10 protein-coding genes and 2 pseudogenes are annotated in these 20,781 nt (G+C 72.5%); 7 read left to right on the top strand and 5 right to left on the bottom strand.

Annotation, left to right across the window (positions count from 1 at the left end; translation table 11 throughout):
* Window positions 1-236 precede the first annotated feature (236 nt).
* The 6 genes and pseudogenes from ACY34J_RS18705 to ACY34J_RS18680 form a co-directional block, all read left to right on the top strand.
* Complete coding sequence (locus tag ACY34J_RS18705) at window positions 237-1,844, top strand: hypothetical protein (protein ID WP_462727610.1); 1,608 nt, start codon at window positions 237-239, stop codon at window positions 1,842-1,844.
* Window positions 1,841-3,037 carry a glycosyltransferase 87 family protein gene (locus ACY34J_RS18700; protein WP_462727609.1) on the top strand — a complete coding sequence of 399 codons (1,197 nt, stop codon included), beginning with the start codon at window positions 1,841-1,843 and terminating at the stop codon, window positions 3,035-3,037. The genes ACY34J_RS18705 and ACY34J_RS18700 overlap by 4 nt, the downstream gene beginning before the upstream one ends.
* On the top strand, window positions 3,027-5,855 hold the full coding sequence (locus ACY34J_RS18695; protein ID WP_462727608.1) for a bifunctional glycosyltransferase/CDP-glycerol:glycerophosphate glycerophosphotransferase: 2,829 nt from the start codon (window positions 3,027-3,029) through the stop codon (window positions 5,853-5,855). Before ACY34J_RS18700 ends, ACY34J_RS18695 begins: the two co-directional genes overlap by 11 nt.
* Window positions 5,852-7,018, top strand: a complete 1,167-nt coding sequence (locus tag ACY34J_RS18690) for a glycosyltransferase (RefSeq protein ID WP_462727607.1) — start codon at window positions 5,852-5,854, stop codon at window positions 7,016-7,018. The genes ACY34J_RS18695 and ACY34J_RS18690 overlap by 4 nt, the downstream gene beginning before the upstream one ends.
* A gap of 280 nt (window positions 7,019-7,298) precedes the next feature.
* Window positions 7,299-8,463, top strand: a pseudogene (locus ACY34J_RS18685) (helix-turn-helix domain-containing protein).
* Window positions 8,420-8,869, top strand: a pseudogene (locus tag ACY34J_RS18680) (DUF6415 family natural product biosynthesis protein); the annotation flags it as partial. The pseudogenes ACY34J_RS18685 and ACY34J_RS18680, both read left to right, overlap by 44 nt.
* Before the next feature lie 92 nt (window positions 8,870-8,961).
* On the opposite strand, the gene ACY34J_RS18675 reads toward ACY34J_RS18680, so the two are convergent.
* The gene (locus ACY34J_RS18675; RefSeq protein ID WP_462727606.1) at window positions 8,962-10,620 is read right to left on the bottom strand and encodes a glycosyltransferase family 2 protein; all 1,659 of its coding nucleotides are present in this window, start codon (window positions 10,618-10,620) and stop codon (window positions 8,962-8,964) included.
* A 275-nt stretch (window positions 10,621-10,895) separates the two neighbouring features.
* Between ACY34J_RS18675 and ACY34J_RS18670 the strand changes: the two genes are divergently transcribed.
* Window positions 10,896-12,479 (top strand): glycosyltransferase family 39 protein, encoded by a 1,584-nt coding sequence (locus tag ACY34J_RS18670; protein ID WP_462727605.1) that lies wholly within the window; start codon window positions 10,896-10,898, stop codon window positions 12,477-12,479.
* Between the two features lie 99 nt (window positions 12,480-12,578).
* On the opposite strand, the gene ACY34J_RS18665 is transcribed toward ACY34J_RS18670, so the two are convergent.
* From ACY34J_RS18665 to ACY34J_RS18650, 4 genes are all read right to left on the bottom strand, one after another.
* On the bottom strand, window positions 12,579-13,490 hold the full coding sequence (locus ACY34J_RS18665; protein WP_462727604.1) for a carbohydrate ABC transporter permease: 912 nt from the start codon (window positions 13,488-13,490) through the stop codon (window positions 12,579-12,581).
* A complete protein-coding gene (locus ACY34J_RS18660) occupies window positions 13,487-14,866 on the bottom strand; it encodes a carbohydrate ABC transporter permease (RefSeq protein ID WP_462727603.1) in 1,380 nt (459 codons plus the stop codon). The genes ACY34J_RS18665 and ACY34J_RS18660 overlap by 4 nt, the downstream gene beginning before the upstream one ends.
* 15 nt (window positions 14,867-14,881) lie before the next feature.
* The gene (locus ACY34J_RS18655) at window positions 14,882-16,243 is read right to left on the bottom strand and encodes an ABC transporter substrate-binding protein (RefSeq protein ID WP_462727602.1); all 1,362 of its coding nucleotides are present in this window, start codon (window positions 16,241-16,243) and stop codon (window positions 14,882-14,884) included.
* A gap of 347 nt (window positions 16,244-16,590) precedes the next feature.
* On the bottom strand, window positions 16,591-20,553 hold the full coding sequence (locus tag ACY34J_RS18650; RefSeq protein WP_462727629.1) for an FHA domain-containing protein: 3,963 nt from the start codon (window positions 20,551-20,553) through the stop codon (window positions 16,591-16,593).
* Window positions 20,554-20,781 lie beyond the last annotated feature (228 nt).

The raw sequence follows: 20,781 nt of genomic DNA, 5'->3' as shown, positions 1-20,781 counted from the left end.
GGGTTTGCGCGACGAAGGGGCGCCCGGACTGCCTCCGCAGCCTGGGCGCCCCTTCGGGGTTTTCCCCCAGCGGTGCTCGCCGAACCGGCGTTCCGTCACCCACCCGGCTCAATGCTTTTGTAGTTATTCGCTGATCAATGATCTGGTATTTCCGGTGATGTCTATTTCTGTCGCCGGAGGTGTGGGGTGCCGGGAAACGCGATGACGACGACTGCTGCCGCGAGGCCGCCGCGCTGATGGCCGACGACCTCGACCCCGGGCTGCGTACGGCCCGGGACAGCCGGCCCACCGCAGCCGCACCGCCGGAAGCGGGCCGCGCCCTGCCGCCACGGCTGCTGCGGTACGGGCCACTCCTGCGCGCCCGTATGGACACCCCGCACCAGGCCGTGTCCGTCGCCGCACTGCTGGTCGTGGTGCTGCTCCTGCTGATGGCGGTCCGGCTGCCCTGGGCCGGGGACCTGGGGATGCACGCCGCGGTCATCGAGCGTCTGCGTGCACATCCGCTGCACCCCGGCAATCCCCTGGTGCACGCGGACACCCCCAGCCCGTACTACTCGCCGTGGACGCTCGCCCTCGCGCTGCTCGCGCGAGCGGCCGGCTGGTCCGCCTTCCACGTACTGCACTTGGCGGCCCTGGTCGACCTCGTGCTGCTCCTCACCGGGATCCGCTGCTTCGTCCGCACCTTCACCGCCCGGCGCACCGCCATCCCCCTCGCGGTGCTGGCCATCACGCTGCTCTACGGGGTCCACCTGTTCGCCTGGAGCGGCCTTCCGGGCCTCACCTCCCTGTCGTTGACCCTGGCCTACCCCAGCACCTTCGCCCTCGGCCTGTGCTTCCACCTGTGGGCGCTGCTGCGCACGGCCCTGGCGGACAGCCGGTGCCTGCCCGCCTTCCTGGCCCTGGGGCTGCTGCTGTCGCTCATCCTGCTCAGCCACCAGTTCACGGGAGCGGTCGCCCTCCTCGGTGCCGCGGGCATGGTGCTGGGCGCGCGGCCCTGGCCGGAGCGGGCGGTATGGGTCCGCCTCGGTGCGGCGGCCGCCCTCGCCCTCACCGTCCTGGCGCTCTGGCCGTACTACGGGTTCTTCTCGCTGTTCACCGCGGGCGGGCTGGAGGACGTCCACCGGTCCCTGTACCGCGATCTGTTCGCGCGGTTCTGCCTGCTGTCGGCCGGTGTCGCGGCGCTGGCGGTGCGCGCTCGGCGGGACCGGCGCGACCCGCTGGTGCTCTTCTTCCTCCTTGGCCTTTCGGTCTTCACCCTGGGCGGGCTCACCGGGCACTACTCCTGGGGCCGGACCCTCCCGGCGGTGCTGCTCCCCGCGCAGGTGGCCCTGGCGCTCGAAGCCTCCGGGGCCGGCGGGCGGGGCGCGCGCCGCGTGTTCGCGCCCCTGACGGCGGCAGCCCTGCTGACCGGCGCCTGGACGCAGGCCGGGGCGCTGACGTACGTGCTCCGCAAGGACGCGATCCCGCCCGTGCTGCGCGGCGCCCCGCACATCGCCCCCTGGCCCGCCTTCGCCCGGCTGGCGCGCTCGGTGCCGCCGGGCCAGACGGTGATGACCAACGACTACTACGCGCTGCGGACGATCCCGGCCTACGGCCCGTACACCGTCGCCCCCGCCTACCCGGACGTCTTCCTCCCCGATCAGGCAGCCCGCTGGAAAGCCACCGAGCGCTACTTCGCCCCCGGCACCTCGCGGCGGGAGCGGCTGGCCATCCTCCGCGACCACGGCGCGTCCTGGGTGCTGCAGAAGGCGCGCGGGCCGGGCCTGCCGCCGGCGGATCCGGCCGTCAGGGAAGTCGCCCACGGCCCGAACGGGCTGGTGCTGCTGAAGGTCGGCCGGCGATGACCGGGCGGCCGGCCGAGGCGCTGCGCCGCCGTGCGTCCCTGCCGGCATGCGCGGCCGTGCTGCTCATGTTCGGGCTGAGGGTGACCGAGGTGTTGCGCGGACCGGTGACGGGCACGGACAACGCCATCGTCGTGCGCGCGGCGCGGGCCCTGCTCCACGGCCGCTCGCCGTACGAGGACCAGCGCTTCCTCTACCTGCCCGGCGCGGTCTTCGCGGCGGTGCCCCAAGTCCCGTTCGGCGAGCGGGTGCTGCACTACGCGGTGCCGCTCGGGGTGGCGCTGCTGATTCTCCTCGGCTGGTGGCTCTCACTGCGGATCTTCCAGGTGCCCGCGACCAGCCGGCTGGCTGTGGCCGGGCTGGCCGGGCTCACCTTCTTCCTGCCGACGCGCAGCCTGATCTACCTCGGGAACTGGACAGTGCTGTCCGTCGTCGCCCTGCCCGGCGCCCTCCTGCTGGCCCGTCGCGGACGCTGGTGCGCGGCGGCCGCGGTGACCGGCGCGGCGATCGCCACGAAGCCTCTGCTCGTACCCGTCCTGCTGCTGTTCGTCTTCGCCCGGCAGTGGCGGGCACTGGCGATCGCGTGCGGGCTGCCGGTCGCGGTGTCCGTGCTGGGCGGGCTCGTCATGCCACGGCCGGGCCTGTTTCTCACCAAGACCGTGCCGTTCCTGCTCCACGGGCAGGACGCGTACGCCCGCCCCTTCGACGCCTCGCTGATGACGATCCTGCCGCGCATCGGCATCCCGCTCGAGGTGGCGGCCGTGCCGGTCCTCGCGCTGGCGGCGGCAACAGTCGCCCTGGCCTGGCGGCGGTGGCGGGCGGCGGGAGACGAGGGGCTGCGGCTGGTGGAGACCGCGGCGCTGCTGATGCTCGCGGCGTTCCTGGTCTCCCGGCCGTCGTTCCTGCACTACCTGCCGGTGGTGGTGCTGCCGCTGGCCGCGTCGCTGCCGGCCGCGGGCTCGGTCGCCGGGTCCCCGTGGTTCTTGATCGCCCTCATGCCCGAACTCACCGGCCTGTACTGGCCCGAGCTGGAGGCATGGAACCACCGTGCGTTCAAGGACGCGGCCTGCATCGTCGGCCTCACCGCCGTGCTGGCCTGGCACGCTCTGCGCACCCGGCCGCCGCGGACCGGCCCCCCGCCTGCGGCCACCGAGGACACCAGGGACACCGAGGAGGGCGCCGCCCATGTCAACTGACCGGCAGAACCCGTGGCAGGAGGGGCGCGTGCCCGATGTCTCCGTGGTCCTCATCGTGTACAACGACGCCAATCGCCTGGTCCGGGCGGCGCGGTCGGTGCTCGGCCAGTCCCTGCGCAACCTGGAAGTGATCATCGCCGACGACTGCTCCACCGACGCCACGCCGACAGTGGCCCGGCGGCTCCAGGCCGCCGATCCGCGCGTGCGGTATCTGCGTCTGGAGCGCAACAGCGGCGGCTGCAGCGCCCCCCGCAATGCGGGGCTGGCGGTCGCCCGCGCCCCGTATCTGATGTTCCTCGACAGCGATGACGAACTGCCCAAGCACGCCTGCAAATCGCTGCTGCTCACCGCCGAGCGGACCGGGGCCGACTTCGTCACCGGTGAGGTCACCCGGATCTTCGAGGAGACCAGGACCACGGGCCTGTGGTACCCGCAGCTCTTCGACGACGTCCGGGTCGTCGAGGGAATCCGCCGGGCACCGGAGTACTTCCACGACCATCTCTCCACCAACAAGCTCTACCGGGCCGATTTCATCGACCGTCATCAACTGCGCTTCCCCGAGGGCATCCACTACGAGGACCAGCTGTTCACGGCCAAGGCCTTCGCCCTGGCCGGCAGCTTCGCCGTCGTCCCCTGGCCCGTGTACATCTGGCGGCTGGCGGCCGACCAGGACCACCTGTCCATCTCCTCCAGCCGCCACCGGATCCGCAATGTGGCGGACCGGATCGCCGTGGCCCGGCTGATCGACGGCTTTCTCCAGGACAGCGGCAACGCCGACCTGCGCCCGGCCAAGGACGACAAGTTCCTGCGCCACGACCTGCGGCTCTACCTCGGCGACCTGCCCTTCCGCGGCCGGGTGTGGACCGAGCGGTTCGCCGCCGTCGTCACCCCGTACCTGGGGGAGATCACCACCGAGGCGGTGCGGGGGCTGCCGAGGGAGCAGCGGATCTGCCAGTACCTGCTGCGCTCCGGCCGCCTGGACGAGGCGATCGCGTGCGCCCGCAGCCTCGGCCGCCCCAGAATCGCCCCCCGCCGGGTGACCCGGCACGAGGGCCGCACCTACTGGGGCGAGACCGTGCCCCAGGACGCGGACGGCGCCGCCGAACTCGACATCAGCGAATGGCGGCTGGACGAGCAGCCCTTCTCCACCGCTCCCCTCCGCCACGAAGTGGAGAGCCTGACCCCGGAGGGCCCTGTACTGCGGCTGACGTTGCGCACCTACGACCCGGCGCGGCTGCTGGCCGCGCCGGGCGAGATGAGCGCACAGCTGTGGCTCGCCGCGTCCGGCTCACCCCTGAAGATTCCGGTCCGGTATCAGCCCGACCCTGCCGGAGCGCCGGATGTGTACACCGCCGAGATCGAGCTGGACCTCAGGCGCATTCCTCTGCGGGCCAAGGGCTTTGCGGGACGCCGGCATCCCGTGGTCGTACTCCGGCGGCTCGGTACGGCCCGCACCGACACGCTGCTCGCGCCGCCCAGCCTGCCCTCGCTGCAGGCGCATCTGCCGCTGCACGGCCCCCTGGACGGGCACAACGTACGGGTCGCGTGCGAGGGCCGGGGCGCGGGACGGCTGCAGTTCACCTGGTCGCGGTCCGGCACCCTGGCCCAGGCCCAGCGTCTCGCACCCCGCCTGAGGCCCGTACGCCGCAAGGCCCAGCGGCTGCGCGACAGGCTGAACGGCCCCCGGGCCAAGGCGCTGTCCTACCAGGAGCTGCTGAGGCTTCCCATGGACAGGGATCTGGTGCTCTTCGAGGCCCTGGAGGGACGGGGCTACACCGACAGCCCCCGCTACATCTACGAGGAACTCGTGCGGCGCGGGCTGCCGTTGCACGCCGTGTGGTCGTACGCCGGCGACCGTTCCTCCTTCCCCGACGATGTGCCCCTGGTCCGGCGCGGCAGCTGGGAGTACGTGCGTACGCTCGCCCGCGCCGGCTACTGGGTGGACTCGCACGGCTTTCCCTCGATCTACAGCAAGCGGCCGCAGACCCGCTATCTGCAGACCTGGCACGGCCAGCCGGTCAAATACATGGGGTTCGACGTGCCCGAACTGCGCTTCGCCGACCCCGAGCGGCAGCAGCGGCACCGCGACATGGTGGCCCGCTGGGACGCGCTGATCGCACCCAACGCCGAATTCGAGCGGACCTTCGTCCGGGCCAACGAGTACACCGGCCGGCTGCTGCGGTGCGGGCTTCCGCGCAACGACGTGCTCGTGCGGTGGAACGAGCCCGAGCAGCGTGACCGCGCGGCCGCCGCCCGCGTCCGGCTGCAGATCCCGGACGGGCACAAGGTGCTGCTGTACGCGCCCACCTTCCGGGACGGGGAGCGCGGCACCGGCCGCTCGATCCGGGTGGATCTGGCGGAGCTCGTAGCCGGGTGCGGCCATGAGTGGTCCGTGGTCGTCCGCCCGCACTACTACGAACGATTCTCCGTGCCGCGCGAGGTGGAACACGCGGTGCGCGACGGGCGCGCGTTCGCCGACATCAACGACCTGCTGCTGGCGTCCGACGCGCTGCTGACGGACTACTCCTCGGTGCTGTTCGACTACGCCAACCTCGGGCGGCCCATCCTGCTCTACACCGACGACTACGAGTACTACCGCGCCAGCGCCCGCGGCATGTACCACGACCTCGCCGAGATCGCACCCGGCCCGATGCTGACGACCACGCAGGAGCTGGTGGAGGCACTGGGCGACCTCGACCGGGTACGGGCGGAGTGGGCCGACCGCTACGCCCGCTTCCAGGCGGTGTTCAACTCCTACGAGACCGGGCGGGCGAGCAAGACCGTGGTCGACCTCTTCTTCGAAGGCGGCAGCCGATGAGCCGAGACACCCACACCGGCAGGTGCCCGTCCCATGTCTTCCTCGTCGGCATCGATGTGGATTCCATGGGCGGCTCGCAGCGGGTCCTGCACACCCTCGCCCAGGGGTTCGCCGAACGCGGCCACCGTGTCGAGCTGATCGGCATCCGGCCGAGCCCGGAGCCGTACCGGTACCACGCCGCGCCGGCCTACCGGCACACCACGCTCTACAGCAGTCCCACGCCCCCGGCCTGGCAGGCCCAGCGGCTCGGCGAGCGCCTCAACCCGGTCCGCATCCGCCGCGAGCGGGCCCGGCGCACCGAACGGGACCGGGCGCGGGCGCGGTTGCTGGACCGCTTCGCCGCCGTGCCCGACGGTTACGTCATCATCGGCTCGCCCTGGGCCGCGGACTGGCTGGCCTCGCTGTCCTGGCCGCATCTGAAGGGCATCGGGCAGTACCACGAGTCATATCTCCAGGCCAGCCGCTCAGCCAATCTGCGGCTGATCCTGCGTCACTATCCGCGGCTGGAGAAGTCGCTGTTCCTCAGCGAGGAGGACGCGGCCGAGTTCCGGCGCCACCGGCTGCCCAACGCCGACGTCATGCCGAACCCGCTGCCCTTTCAGCCCGGAGCGCCGGCGCCGCTGGACACCCGGCGCATCGGGGCTGTCGGCCGGCTGGACACCGGCAAGCGGCTGGACCGGCTCATCGACGCGTTCGCCCTGGCCTGCGCCGGACTCCCGGACTGGGAGCTGCACATCTTCGGCGAGGGACCACTGCAACCCGTTCTGCTCGAGCACGCCGCCCGCCGGGCGGTGAGCGACCGCGTCCACTTCCGCGGGAATGTGGGGGACATGGCCGCCGCCTACCGGGAGCTGTCCGTGGCGGCCCTGACCAGCGAGCGCGAGGGGCGCCCGATGGCTCTGGCGGAGGCGGCCGCCTGCGGTGTGCCGTGTGTGAGCTTCGATCTGTCCGGGGGAGTACGGGAGCTGGTCGACGACGGGCGTACGGGCATCCTGGTGCCGCCGGGGGACACAGCGGCGTTCGCTGACGCGCTGCGGCGGCTGGCCGAGGACGCACAGCTGCGCGAGCGGTACGGCCGTGCCGCGCGCGGGCATGTCGCCTCGCTGCGGCTGCCCGCCGTGCTCGACCGCTGGGAGGCGCTGTTCGACGAGATCGACCGCTAGCTGAGCGGTGTCCGGATCGTGGGGTGTCGCTGCGGGATGTGCCGCACATCCTGACGTGAGCGGTGGCGAGAGCGCCCCCTCTGCCAGCCTTACGGCTGGCGGGTGGGGGCGCTTTCGTGCGTTCCAGCTCACACAGATCCGGCCCCGCCCCATACCCTGAGCGTGACGAGCTGCACAGAGAAGGGGCAAGGCCGTGTCGTCTTCCGATGCTTCTCCGGACCCATACGCCGACCCACTTGTCTTCGGGCAACGGCTTCAAATCCTCCGTACCCGAAAGGGCATGACCCGAGACCAGCTTGGCGGACTGCTCGGCCGTTCCGGGTCCTGGGTCAAAGCCGTCGAGACCGGCCGGCTCAAGACCCCGAAACTAGAGGTCATCCTGCGCATCGCCGAGCTGCTGCGCGTCCGGGACCTGTCCGACCTCACTGGAAACCAGTCCGTGCACGTCGGCCTGTTCACCGGCCCCGGCCACCCAAGGCTCGGCGCAGTCAAAGCCGCCGTTGACACATTCCCGCTCATCACCGAGCGGGAGGCGCCGCCGACCGAGCATCTGGTGGCTCGCCTGGCCCGCGCGTGGGCCGCGCGCCACTCCGCACCCAACCACCGGGATGTCATCGGGGCCTTGCTTCCCGACCTGATCCGGACGCTCAACTCGCGGTGCGCCAGGCCGACACCACAGCGGGCTGCCGGGCGGCCCAAGCTGTACTTGCCCAGGTCTACTCGCTCGCCCAGTTCTTCATCGCCTACCAGCCCGACGCCGCACTACTGTGGCGCGTCGCCGAGCGAGGGCTCATCGCCGCACAGGAAAGCGAGGACCCGCACGCCATCGGCGTCGCCGCCTGGCTCATGGCCCAGGCCCACCGCGACTCGGGCCCCTCGCACTTCGATGCCGCAGACGCGGTGAACCTCCAAACACTCGCATACCTCGAACCGCTCCTGCCGGACGCAGAAGACCACGTGCTTGCCATCGCCGGTGCCCTCACCTTCGAAGCCGGGTACACCGCCGCCCCCGAGGCAAAACGGGTACAGCGTGGCGCTACTGGGACCAGGCGCGCGCCATGGCCGATCGCCTGCCCGCCGACTACTACCACCCGGTGACGTCCTTCTCCCGCGCCATCATGGGCGCCCATGCCGTCACGGTCGCTGTGGAGCTGCATGCCGGCGGGGAGTCTGTACGGCAGGCCGCGGCTGCCGATGCCCTCTCCATCCCGTCCCGGCCGCGGCGGGCCCGGCACCGCATCGAGGAGGCCCGCGGATACCAGCTGGACGGGCAGCCCGATGTCGCGCTGGCGACGCTGGAGAAGGCCCACGAGGCCGCGCCAGAGACGATCCGATACAACGGCTACGCGAAGCGGATCGTACTCGAGGAGGCCGAGTCGAAGCGGCCGGACCGGCGGCGCCGTGCGTCGGACCTCGCCGTCAAACTGGGCTTGCTGGCCGCGTAATCGAGGGGGCACAAACTGTGCCCCTTCTCAACTCCCAGCGGTCCTACCGTCAGTGACTGAGCGATCACCGACGACCACTGGGGCTGCCGTGAGCACCACCAACATCAGCGCCGAGGCTGACGCGCCTGAGCAAGCGAGAACAGCGGGCGAGGAATCCGCGATCGACGTGGACCGCATCGGCCTGACGATCGACCAGGCGACGGCGGATCGGCGCGCCCTGCCGCCGTACGAGGAACTGGCGGACTTGGAGCAGCTGCTCCGTGGACACATCCAGCTCCTCCTGCCGATCGTGCAGGAATACACCAACGGCATGGACCGGGGAAGCGCAGCGTGGGAACAGCGCCAGGCCACTCTGGACAGCGTCCGGGGTCTGGTCACCGAGGGCATGGGGGACGGCTTGCAGGCGGCGGCCGGGGCCCTCTTTGCCCCGGGCGACTGGATGAATGAATCGGATCTTTGTGGCAGTCATCCAGGGCGGCCGTCGCGGCGCGAGGGCGCTCAGCGGCGGCGGGTACGGGTCGCCACGCGCCGTAGCCTGCGGGCGGCGACCCGGGCCGCCGAGCGCGGCCCGGGCGCGATGCGCAGCGCGAGCGAGCCGCCGGCCGTCGCGTACGGGTGGACCAGCAGCAGCCCGTGCAGGCGGCTCGGGACGGCGGTCCGGCGCAGGCCGGGGCCGAGGGCGCGCACTGCGGTGGCGTGGCAGCCGCCGTCCGCGCAGCGCAGCCGGGCCCGGACGTCCCACACGCCCAGGCCGGTGCTCTTGGTGCCGTCGGCGGCGGCCAGGGCATCCAGGTCGAACGTCAGCTCGGCGGTCCAGGACGCGGGCTCGGCCCCGTGCGGCTGCTGCTGGTTGAGTACGGCGCTGCGGGTCTGACCCACGCGGCCGTCCTCCCGGGCACACAGCTCGACGTCGACAGCCAGCGGCCCCGCCGCCGCGAGCCGCCCGTATATCTCGTGCACCCGGATCCGCAGCCGGGACCGCTTGCCGATGAGCGGATCGGCGTCGACGCTGACCGGCAGCCGGTACAGCGGGCCGCTGTCGAGCCCGTCCAGCGGCACTGCGGACAGGTCCTCGGCCCATACCGGCCGGCCGTTCACGCGCGCGTAGGGCGGTAGCAGCCGGGCCGGGCGGCCGGCAAGCGCGGCCAGCCGCTCCAGGTCGCGCGGGCCGTCGGCGGCGCAGATGACGCCGGCGATCCAGCGGGCGGGGGCGCGGGCGGCGCGCAGCTCGGCCTCGTCGAGGGTGGCGAGGTGGCCGCGGGTCAGCTGCCACCAGGCGGCGCGATAGCCGGTGCCGTGGGTGCCCAGCTCCCGTACGTACATCCGCAGGTCGTTGTCGAGGAACTTCACCTGGGCAGCGAAGGCCAGCTTCTTCTGCCCGGCCTCCTCGAAGATCTCGACGGCGCGGCGGTGGGCGTCCAGGCGGCGGCGCCAGTTGTCGATGCCGCCGCGGTCCAAAGAGAGCGAGGGCCTGTTGGCGGAGCGGCGGACATGCCAGTGGTAGACGGGGTCGGGGATGACCGCGATCCGGGGTTCGGCGGCGAGCACGCGCGCGGTGAAGACGAAGTCCTCGTAGCGGACGGCGCCTTCGGGGAAGCCGATGCCGTGCTCGGCCAGGAAGGAGCGTGCGTAGAGCTTGTTGACGCACAGGGTGTCGCGCACCAGGCGTGGTCGTTCGGCGGGGCTGTCGTACACCGCCTCCCGCCGGAACAGCGCGCGCTGCCAGCGCACCTCGGGCCCTCCCGGCAGCTCGCGCCGTACGCAGGCGCCCGCCACGACGGGGACGGCGTGCCGTTCGGCGGCGGTGAGCAGCGCCGTCACGGCGCCCGGCGGCAGCACGTCGTCGCTGTCCAGGAACATCACATAGCGCGCGGTCGCGTGCCGCAGGCCGTCGTTGCGCGGCGTGCCGCAGCCGCCGCTGTTGGCCGTACGGAGCACCACGCGGACTCGCGGGCAGTGGTCGGCCAGCGTCCGCAGCACGTCCGCCGTCCCGTCGGTGGAGGCGTCGTCGACCACGACAACCTCCGCCACGGCCGGGCCCTGGCCCAGGGCGGACAGCACCGCGTCTGCGATGTGCCCGGCGTCGTTGAAGCCGATCACGATGACGCTGACCTGCGCCGCCGCCGCGGACGGTGTCGGTGATGCGTGTGCTGTCATATGTGACAAGCGTGCATGTTCAGAGTGAATTCCGCATTTCGGGCCATGGTTGACCCGAGGGTTTTGAGGCGGCGCTCAGCGAGGTGTGAACACCTTCCAAGCCGGTCTCGTAAAAGAAGACGAATGCCTTCTGACGGTTGGGCAGGCAGCGGGGACTGCCGGACAGCAGTCAGCGGGGGCTGTTCCGGACCGGGATCGAACCCATCCGCCGCGTCAACGAGTCCTGGGTGCTGTCAATGGCCGGATTTGAGGTGCGAAGCCTGGAAAATCGGGCCGTGCGCACGGTGATCAGCCCGCCCCCGCGGCCGGACCCGCCGCTGCCGACGGCTCCGCGGACCGGTGGCAGTGGCCAGGGGACGGTCGGCGGAACGAACGGCAGGGCGGCACGGGCCGCAGCCTCACTCCTCCCCGCTGCCGTCATGCTCTGCGCCGGGCTGTGGGGCGTGAACCGCGGCACCGTATGGCGGGACGAAGCCGCCACGTTCCAGGTCGCGCGGCGCACGCTGCCCCAGTTGTGGCACCTGCTCGGCAACCTCGATGCCGTGCACGGCCTGTACTACCTGCTCATGCACGCCGTGCTGGCCATCCGCGCCGACGAGGTCGCGCTCCGGCTGCCGTCCCTGCTCGCCGCGAGCTGCACCGCCGGGCTCGTCGGCGCCCTGGGCTGTCGCCTGGCCGGGCCCCGAGTCGGCCTGTGGGCCGGGCTGCTCTACGCCGGCACGCCCTTCGTGGGCCATTACGCCCAGGAAGGCCGCTCCTACGCCCTGGTCGCGGCGGGCGCCGCGCTCGCCACCCTGTGCCTGCTGCGCGCGGTTGAGCGGCCTTCCGCCCGGCGTTGGACGGCGTACGGCGCGGTGGTCGCCGTAACCGCGCTTCTGCACGAGTTCGCGCTGCTGCTCCTGGCCGCACACACGCTCACCCTGCTGGTTTCGCGCACGCCGCTGCGGATCCTGCGCCAATGGGCTGTCGCGGCGGCTGCGGCAACTGCCGTGCTCGTCCCGCTGATCCTCATCTCCCGCGGCCAGGAGGCCCAGGTTGCCTGGATCAACACCCCGGGCCGCCGGGCGGTGCGGGCTCTGGTATACCACTTCGCCGGACCCCGCAGGCTGGTCCTCGCCGCCAATCTCGCGCTCATGGCCGCCGCCCTGCTCCGCCCGCTTCGCCGCACCGGACCGCTCGGACCGGTCGCCGTGGCCCTCCCGCTCGCCGCCGTGCCGCCCGTACTGCTGCTCGGCGCATCCCAGTGGCAGCCGCTGTACGTGAACCGCTATGTGCTCTTCGCGCTCGCCGGGGTGCCGCTGCTCGCCGCCACGGGCGCCGAAGTGCTGGTGCGGCATGTCCGGCCATGGCTCGTACGAACCTTCTCCGGCGCGCGTCGGCTGCGGCCCGTGACGCTGGCCGGGGTGGCCGCCATCGCCGCTGCCTTTCTGTGGCAGCTGCCGGTCCACGAGCGGGACCGCCAACGCACCAGCCGTCCGGACGACTTCGCGGCTGTTGCCGCCTTGCTGCACGGCCGGACCCGGCCGGGCGACGCGCTGCTGTTTCTCCCGTGGTACCAGCGGAGCATCGCGCTCGCGTACCCGGGGGACTTCACCGGGCTGCGGGACGTGGCCCTGCGGGAGCCGGTCGTGGTGTCGGGAACCCTCAACGGCAGGGAGGCGGAGCCCCGGGTGGTGCGCGCACGGCTGGCACGGGCGGAGCGGGTCTGGGTGGTGGCGCTGCCAGGTGCCGAGAAGCGGAGGTCGTTCCGCGCGGATGCCCGGGAACAGGCCAAACTCGCCGTGCTGCGCCAGGACTTCAGGCGGGTGTTCACCGAGCGGGCGCACAACGGTACGGCTTCCCTGTACGAGCGGAAGTGACGGCCGTATCCCGTATCGGTGGCTGACGCGGCACTGGAAGCCCGGTGAGGGCGGCTTCGGATCCTGGCCGCACTCACCGGGCTTCGTTGTCTCTCATGGCTACTTCACGGCGCCCGCCATCACACCTGAGACGAACTGCCGCTGGAAGGCGAAGAAGACGGCCAGTGGAATCACCATCGACACAAAGGCACCGGGCGCCAGGACGTCGATGTTGTTGCCGAACTGGCGCACCTGCTGCTGCAGGGCGACCGTGATGGGTGGCGAGCCGCCGTCGGCGAAGATGAGGGCAACCAGCATGTCGTTCCAGACCCACAGGAACTGGAAGATCCCGAGCGAGGCGATCGCGGGACCGCCCAGCGGCATGACCACCTGGGTGAACAGCCGGACCTCACCCGCCCCGTCCAGCCGCGCCGCCTCCAGCAGCTCGCGCGGGATCTCCGCGAAGAAGTTGCGCAGCAGAAAGATGGCGAAGGGCAGCCCGAAGGCGGTGTGGAAGACGACCACGCCGACGGTCGTCTCGAAGATCCCGATGCTGTCGAAGAGTTTGGCGACCGGGATCAGCGCCACCTGAACCGGCACCACCAACAGCCCGACCACCAGCAGGAACCACCAGTCCCGGCCGGGGAACTCCAGCCAGGCGAAGGCGTATGCGGCCAGCGATCCGATGACCACGACCAGGACCGTGGACGGAACCGTGATCAGCACGGTCGTCAGCAGTGAGCCGGTGATGGTGTCATTGCCGAGCAGGTCGGCGTAGTTGCCGCTGGTCAGTTGGGCGGGTGCGGTGAAGACCTCCCACCAGCCGCTGGTGGCGATGTCGGTCGAGTCGCGCAGTGAGGAGAGCAGCAGGCCGACGGTGGGCATCAGCCAGAAGAGGGCGACCACGATCAGGAAGGCCTGCACCAGACCGCCGCTCGTACGGGCCGCGAGGCGCGAGGCGAGGGAGGGGCCGGCCTTCCGCTCCGCCACCGGCGTGGCGGGTACGGGCACCGCATCCGTCGACGGGGTCATCGTCGGCCCTCCCTCCGGATCCGGCGGATATTCAGGACCATCACCGGCACCACGAGCAGCAGCAGGAGCACCGCGATCGCGCTGCCGACGCCCTGGTTGGCGTCCGTCCCGAAGGACGACAGATACAGCTGCAGTGCCAGCACATTCGCATCCTTCTGCGTCGCGCCCGGCGCGATGATGTAGACGAGGTCGAAGATCTTCAGCACGTTGATCATCAGCGTGACCAGGACCACCGCCAGCACCGGCGCCAGCAGCGGCACCGTCACCCTCCGGAAGACCTGCCACTCATTGGCGCCGTCGACGCGCGCCGCCTCCAGCAGCTCGCGCGGCACCCCGGCCAGGCCCGCCGCGATCAGCACCATCGCGAAGCCCGCCCACATCCAGACGTAACTGCCGATGATGGCCGGGGTGACGAGCGACGGTCCGAGCCAGTCCACGCCGTTGTACTGCTCCGCGAAGTTGCCGGCGGGCAGCCGCAGCTTCGCTCCCTCGGCCTTGTCCGCGGGGAGGCTGTACGTGCCGTCCTTGCCGGCGGTGGCCGTGGCGACGGTCTTTCCGTTCTTGACGGCTTCGATCGTGATCCCGGCGAGCGCCTTCTCACCCTTGTCGATCACATGGGGCTTGCCGCCGCCGCCCTTGGTGAAGTCCAGCCACACCGTGCCGGTGATCTTCCCGTCGGCGGGCGCGGCCGGCTTGGCGTCCTCGGCGTCCGCGGGCAGCTTCGCGGCCGGCACGCCGACCAGCGGCAGCTTGGCGGGCACTGCGGCTCGCACGGGCGACTTCGTGGTGAAGGAGCCGCCGCCGGACGGTGCGATTCCGGCCAGCGGACCGGGCCGGGCGCCCGGGTAGGCGGAGGCCTCCGCGAAGGTGTCGTGCACCCCCACCCATACGGCGTTGGCGACCCCGCGGTCCGGGTCCTGCTCGTACACCAGGCGGAAGATGATGCCCGCCGCGAGCATCGAGATCGCCATGGGCATGAAGACGATCAGCTTGAAGGCCGTGCCCCAGCGCACCCGTTCGGTCAGCACGGCGTAGATCAGGCCGAGAGCGGTGGAGACGGACGGTGCGACGATCACCCAGACGAGGTTGTTCTTGACCGCGGTGAGGATGTCGTCATCGGTGAAGACCTGGACGTAGTTGTCCAGGCCGACGAACCCGGAGCCGGTGGCGTCGAAGAGGCTTCGGGAGACGGAGTACGCGATCGGGTAGACCACGAGCGCGCCGAGCAGCACCAGCGCGGGCAGCAGGAAGGAGGCCGCCACCCACGGCCGGGTGCCCAGCACGCCCTTGCGCGGCTGTTCCCGAGGTCCCTGACGTCCCTGGGCGGGGGGCGGCGTGCCGGGCGCGGCCGCGCCCCCCGCGGTCGCTGTCGCCATGGTGGTGACGACCTGTCAGCTCTGGTATGCCTTGGCGGCGTCGGCCTCCAGCTTCCGCTGAGCGCCGGCCACGTCCTTGGGGTTCTTCAGGAAGTCCTGGAGGCCCTTCCACTCGCCCTCGCCCTTGGTGCCGCCGAAGGACGCCGGAGCCTGGTCCGACATGTCGAACCGGAAGTCGTCGCCTGCCGTGATCAGCGCCTTGGCGATGTCGCGCTGGACGTCATTGGGGTAGGCCTTCAGGTCGAGTGCCTTGTTCGGCGAGATGAAGCCGCCCGCCTTCGCCCAGATCTCGGCGGCGTCGGTCGAGGCGAGGAAGGTGAGCAGGGCCTGCGCGCCCTTGCTGTCCTTCAGGGCCACGGCCGCGTCGCCGGCGCTGACCACCGGGGCCTGATCGCCCACGGCCGGGAACGGGAAGACCTTGGCGTCCGTACCGATCTTCGCCTTGGTGTCGGTGGCGATGTTGATGGAGACGAAGTCCCCCTCGAACACCATCGCGGCTCCGGGAGTGTCGCCGCCCGTGAACGTCTGGGTGACGGACTTGGGGAACTCGGTCTGCAGCGCGCCGCTCTGGCCGCCGGCGATCAGCGTCTTGTCGCCGAAGAGCTGGCCGAGGGTCGTCAGCGCCTGCTTGACCGAGGGATCCGTCCACTTGATCTTGTGCTGGGCGAGCTGGTCGTACTTCTCCGGGCCGGCCTGGGAGAGGTAGATGTTCTCGAACCAGTCGGTGAGGGTCCAGCCGTCCGCGCCGCCGACGGAGACCGGCGGGATGCCGGAGGCGGAGATCGTCCGGGCGCCCTCCAGGAAGTCCTTCCAGCTCTTGGGCTCGGAGACGCCCGCGTTCTCGAAGGCCTTGGTGTTGTACCAGACCAGGGACTTGTTGGCGGCCTTGAAATAGACGCCGTACTGCTTGCCGTTGTCGGCGCCGAGACCCCGCCAGCCCTGGGAGTAGTTCTTGTCGAGCTGGGCCTGGACCTCACTGCTGACGGGTTTGAGCCAGCCCTTCGCGGCGAACTGCTTGAGCGCGCCCACCTGGGGCAGCATCGCGACATCCGGCGGCTGACCGCCCTCGATCTTGGTACCGAGGAAGGTCGAGATGCTGTCGCCGGTCGGCACCAGGCTGACCTGGGCGCCGGTGCGCTTCTCGAACTCGTCCAGAACCGCAGTGAAGTTCTTCTGCTCGGCACCGGTCCACACGGCCGCGACCTGCAGCTTCTGTCCGTTCAGCTTGGGCAGGTGGACGGTGTGCGCGCTCTGCCCGCCGCCGTCCGCCTCGCCCTTGCCGTTGTCGCCACCGCTGCCACAGCCGGCGGCGGTGAGAGCGAGCGCTCCCGCCGTGACGATGGTCAGTGCGGCTCGAGTTGCCCGTGGTGTACGCATACGTTGCCGTCCTCCCCAGGGCTCCGCCATGGGGAACCCCCGCTGTTGTCGCGCGGCTCGCCCAGACGGCCGCGCAACGTGATCCGTACGTCCCGCAGCGTCAGTCCTACGCCGGACCGTGATCTGTCGCAATACCGCCTTCGTGCTCAACTGGCTGATCGTGACGGGTCTGTGATATGCGCTCAATTCGGCTCTGAAACCCGGCCGGTCGGCGCTGTGCGCCTGGATTGCGCCTCAGGCGATCTGCCGGCACAGGCGTGAGCAGGCAGCCACGGAATCGGGCCGCCGCCCGGCCGCCGGCTGGGGCGGGCAGGGGGAACACGGCAGGGGTCCGGTGCCGGACGCGGTCAGATCAGCGATGGGGGCGAGGTCGCGTTCGCGGACTGGGCCGCACGCTGCAGGGCGCTCGCGAGCAGCGCCAGGTCCGTCGGCCCGTTCCCCAGCTCCCGTACGGGCCGGCGCGTCGGCGGATCGCCCATGCGCTCCCAGTCCAGCGGCACCACCGTCGGCCGGAGCGTCGCCGTACGCGGAATGCGCCCCGACACCCGGCCCGCTTGGAACGGCAGCTGAGAGCCATCCGCGCGCAGCAACCGGCCGCGGCCCACGGGCAGTTCACCCGGATCGCCTTCGCCCTCCGAGCCCCTGTCCGCCCCCGCCGACTGGGCGTCCAGGACGATCCGGAGCCCTGCCTGCTCGGCGGCCGCGGTCTGAGCCGTACGGTCCGGCCGGCCCGTCGCGGCGATGAGATGGACGCCCAGCCGCGCCCCTTCGCGGGCGACCGCCTCCAGCGCGCGCACCACGGAGCCTGCCGCCGGTCGCCCCGTACTGCCCAGGGCCGGTGCCACCAGCGCGTCGTAGTCGTCGACCAGCACCACCAGCCGGGGCAGGGCCGGAACGGCCGCCGCGGGCTCGTCCGTCCTCCGGTCCGGGCCCTCGCCCGCCGACCCGCCGCCACCGGCCCGCAGCCTCAACGGCCCGTCCCCGGCACCGCCTTGCCGCGCCTGGGGCACGGGCTCCGCATCCCCACGCCGGTCCGCGACCCGATACTGGCCCGGACGCCGCGGCCCGACCAGACGCGCCGCCACCGCCCGCTGTGTGCGCCAGGTGGCGAAGTCCACGCCGCCCAGCAGCTCCGAGCGCCGCTTGAGCTCCGAGCTGAGCGCCTGCGCGAACTCCCGCATCCGGACCGGATCCGAGGCTGCCAGATGCGTCGAGACGTGCGGCAGTTCGGTGCACACGCGCAGTCCGCCGCCGTCCTCCTCGCCGCCCACGCCGTCGCCGTCCACGAGGACCAGGGACATCCGGTCAGGCCGGTCGGCGGCGGCCAGGGACGCGGCCAGCGAGCGCAGCAACTCCGTCTTGCCGGTGCCCGGCCCGCCCTCGACGAGCAGGTGAGGGCCTTCAGCAGCCAGGTCCACCGTGAGCGGGCCGTACGGTCCGGCGCCCAGCACCGTATGGGCCCGGCCGCCGACCGCGTCCTCCGCCTCGGCCCAAAGGGCCGTCAGCGAGGCCGGGGTGGCCCGCGCCAGCCCCAACTCGTCCAGCAGCCGGGATGTACGCGGCAGCGCCGCGGCCACCGCGCGGAGCCCGCCCGCGACGCCCGCACCGCTCCCGGCCCCTGCGCCGCCGCCGGCCGCCCGCAGCGGCGCCAGCGCCCGCGCGAACCGCTCGGCCCAGGCGGCCGATACGGCGTCCACGGTCGCCACCACGCCATTGTCCAGCGGCCCACCGGGCCCCAGCGGCAGGACGCGCACCGCCGTCGCCACATCACCGCTGAGCAGCGCGGCCGCCCCGCACTCGGAGAACGCGGGCGAGGTGGTGCACGCGGCGTCGAAGGTCGCGGAGAGCGGGGAGATGGGGGAGGCCGCGGGTGTTTCGGCCAGGCACAGGACGTGGACACCGGCGACCGGTCCGCCGGCCGCCAGCCGCGCGATCGTTCCGCGCAGCGCGGACGAGCCCGGGTCGCCGTCGACGATCACCAGGGTGTACGGGCCCTCGTACCGCTGCGCTTCGGCCGCGACCGTCGCCCGGTCGGCGGTGACCCAGCTCGGGCCCAGCGACCCGCCGCCCAGCCGCCGGGTCAACTCGGCGGCACGGGCCGTGGCCTGCTCCCGGTCGTAGGCGAGCAGCAGCCGGCAGTCCTGGCCATGCCGCGGCCTCACGTGGGGCAGCCAGCCCAGCCAGGCCCATTCGTCCACACGCTCGGCAGTGCCGCGCTCACGGTCCGTACTGATGAGGACGATGTCGAGCATGGCGGGGGAGTGCAGGGCGGCCAGCTGCGCTACCACAGAACGGGCCAGCCCCGCGAGCCGCGCCCTGGGCCCGGCCAGCCCGAAGGAGCCGACCTGCCGCAGACCGATGGTGACGGGGGTGGCGGGGGCGCCGGGCCGGTCGGTGGTGCCGAGGCGGACAGCCATCGCGTCCGGGTGCCCGGGGCCGCGCTCCCACAGGCGGGGGCCGGGGCCGAGAGCCGTCAGCAGCACGTCGGCCGGGTCCGGCCACCGGGTGTTCGTCGCGGCGTCGTCGATAGCGGTCTGCTCGGCCCTGCTGCCGTGGGGTGTGCGGGCGTCTGCGCCAGGCGCGTACTCCTGCGTGGCGCGCCCGCCGCCCAGCCGCCTGGCCAATGCGCCGATCCCGCGCCCGAGCCACGCGGTCCGGCGCGGCGCCTCGTCGGCATCCGCCGCGCGCGGCCGCCCGGCATGTGTCTCGTAGATCCTGCCGACCGCTCCCACGCCGTAGGGGGCGGGCACCTCGGCGCCCCGAGCGCGGGCGGAGCCTACGGCGTCGTACGCGCTCGCACCGCCGGGTGCGGTCCCGGGCGTGGGCCTGTAACCGCGTGAGGTGGTCTGGGGACTGTCCGCTGGGGCAGTCGTGTGCAGCTCGCTGAACGCGCCGCTTCCCGATGTGCGTGGGGTTGCGGTGCCGGCGTCGGAGGATCCCTCGCGATACGGCCTTCGGGAGCCGGTGTCAGCCGCCGCGGGCTGACTGCCCGGTGGGTTCGCGCTGTGGCGGTCCGCTGGTGTGCCGATGGCGGAGACGCCCGTTCCGGCCGTGGTGGGGCGCGTGGGTCCGGGCCGGTTCTCCGGCCGGTTCGCGCTGTGGCTGTCGGCCGGTGTGCCAACGGGGGAGACGCCCGTTCCGGCGGTGGTGGGGCGTGTGCGACCGGGCCGGTCGTCCGGCCGGTCCCTGCCATGGCTGTCCGAGGGTTCGCCGATGGGGGAGACGCCCGTACCCGCGGTGGTGGGGCGCGTCGTTCCGGTCCAGGGCTGGTCGGAGTGGTCTCCGGCGGTCGCCGGATACGAGCTGTCCGGCCGGGGCGCGGCGGCGTGGGCGCCGGTCGGTGCGGTGTGGCGGCCCTCGGCGCCGGAGCGCGCACCTGGAATGGTGGGCCGGTGTGCGGGGGCGTCCGGGGCAGGATGGCCACTTGTGGCCTCCGGCCCGGACAGGCTCGCCCCGTAACCGTGGTGGCTCTCGTCCCGGCCGTAGCCGGACGCCCCGACAGCCGTCCGGGCGTCAGTCGCCGCTACTCCGGCCTGTTCGCCGGCCGTGTCTGTGCCTGCCGCCGGTGTCCCGGCAGCGGGCCCGCGCACCCCCGCGCCAGCCGAGTCCACAGGCGCTCCCAGGGCGACCCGCAGGTGCCCCTCGCCATCCGGGGTGGAGGGGAGCGCGCCCGGCAGCGGGGCGTCAGGCCCCGCGCGGCCCACTCGCAGCGCGGACTCGCCGATGCGCAGCAGCGCGCCCGGCCGGAGCGGAGCGGGGCGCGGGCCGACAGGGGTGCCGTCCAGCGTCGTGCCGTTCGTCGAGCCGAGGTCGGCCACGGTCATGCGGCCGTCGTCACCGACGGTGACTTCGCAGTGCAGCCGCGAGACATCAGGGTCGTCGAGCGGCACGTCCGCCTCCCCCGACCGGCCGATACGGATCCTGCCGTCGTGCAGCAGATGGACGCCGCCCGCGTCGGGCCCCGCCACCACATGCAGGTGGGCCGAGGCGTCCGACGGCGCCTCCTGCGGTACACCGGGGTGCCGGCCGGGCTCGGCCGGGGCGTTCAGCGACAGCACCGCCCCGTCCGTGAGCGGCGGCTCGCCCAGCGCACAGCGCTGCGGGTCGAGCCGCTCGGTGCCCGCGTACAGGACGACCGATCCGGAGGATCCGGCGGCCGGGGCGTCGGAACCGGAGGACGCGGCGACGGCCGCCGCGAGCCCGCCCGCCACTGCCGCGAGCGCGGTCCCGGCCGGCGCCGTGACGAGCACGTCGCAGGCGCGCGCGGAACGGCCGCCGCGCGGCCCGAGGACGGTCAGCCGGATGTGCATCGCCGTCAACGGTCCCTTCTGCCCTGATGCGCGACAAGGGGTTCCGGTCGGCGGCCAGCTCCCCCCACCGTGCACGGGCGCATGGCACGTACAGGTCACCACGTCGCGGGGAGCCCCCGCTCCCCACCGCTTCCGTGCTGGGTGCATCCTCGCACCTGCCACCGACATTCCGCCCGGCGACAGCCAACGAAGTGATCTTGGCGGATCGGTGGCCTGTGTGAAAGTGCC

The organism is Streptomyces sp. HSS9-12, assembly GCF_054963655.1.
This window is presented reverse-complemented; position numbering and strand designations above follow the sequence as displayed.

What these genes read in the sequence shown, in the direction of transcription:
- ACY34J_RS18705 (WP_462727610.1), top strand. Translation starts at nt 237, where the DNA reads ATGGCCGACGACCTCGACCCCGGGCTGCGTACGGCCCGGGACAGCCGG.
- ACY34J_RS18690 (WP_462727607.1), top strand. Translation starts at nt 5,852, where the DNA reads ATGAGCCGAGACACCCACACCGGCAGGTGCCCGTCCCATGTCTTCCTC.
- ACY34J_RS18655 (WP_462727602.1), bottom strand. Translation starts at nt 16,243, where the DNA reads ATGCGTACACCACGGGCAACTCGAGCCGCACTGACCATCGTCACGGCG.
- ACY34J_RS18675 (WP_462727606.1), bottom strand. Translation starts at nt 10,620, where the DNA reads ATGACAGCACACGCATCACCGACACCGTCCGCGGCGGCGGCGCAGGTC.
- ACY34J_RS18665 (WP_462727604.1), bottom strand. Translation starts at nt 13,490, where the DNA reads ATGACCCCGTCGACGGATGCGGTGCCCGTACCCGCCACGCCGGTGGCG.
- ACY34J_RS18650 (WP_462727629.1), bottom strand. Translation starts at nt 20,553, where the DNA reads ATGCACATCCGGCTGACCGTCCTCGGGCCGCGCGGCGGCCGTTCCGCG.
- ACY34J_RS18700 (WP_462727609.1), top strand. Translation starts at nt 1,841, where the DNA reads ATGACCGGGCGGCCGGCCGAGGCGCTGCGCCGCCGTGCGTCCCTGCCG.
- ACY34J_RS18660 (WP_462727603.1), bottom strand. Translation starts at nt 14,866, where the DNA reads ATGGCGACAGCGACCGCGGGGGGCGCGGCCGCGCCCGGCACGCCGCCC.
- ACY34J_RS18695 (WP_462727608.1), top strand. Translation starts at nt 3,027, where the DNA reads ATGTCAACTGACCGGCAGAACCCGTGGCAGGAGGGGCGCGTGCCCGAT.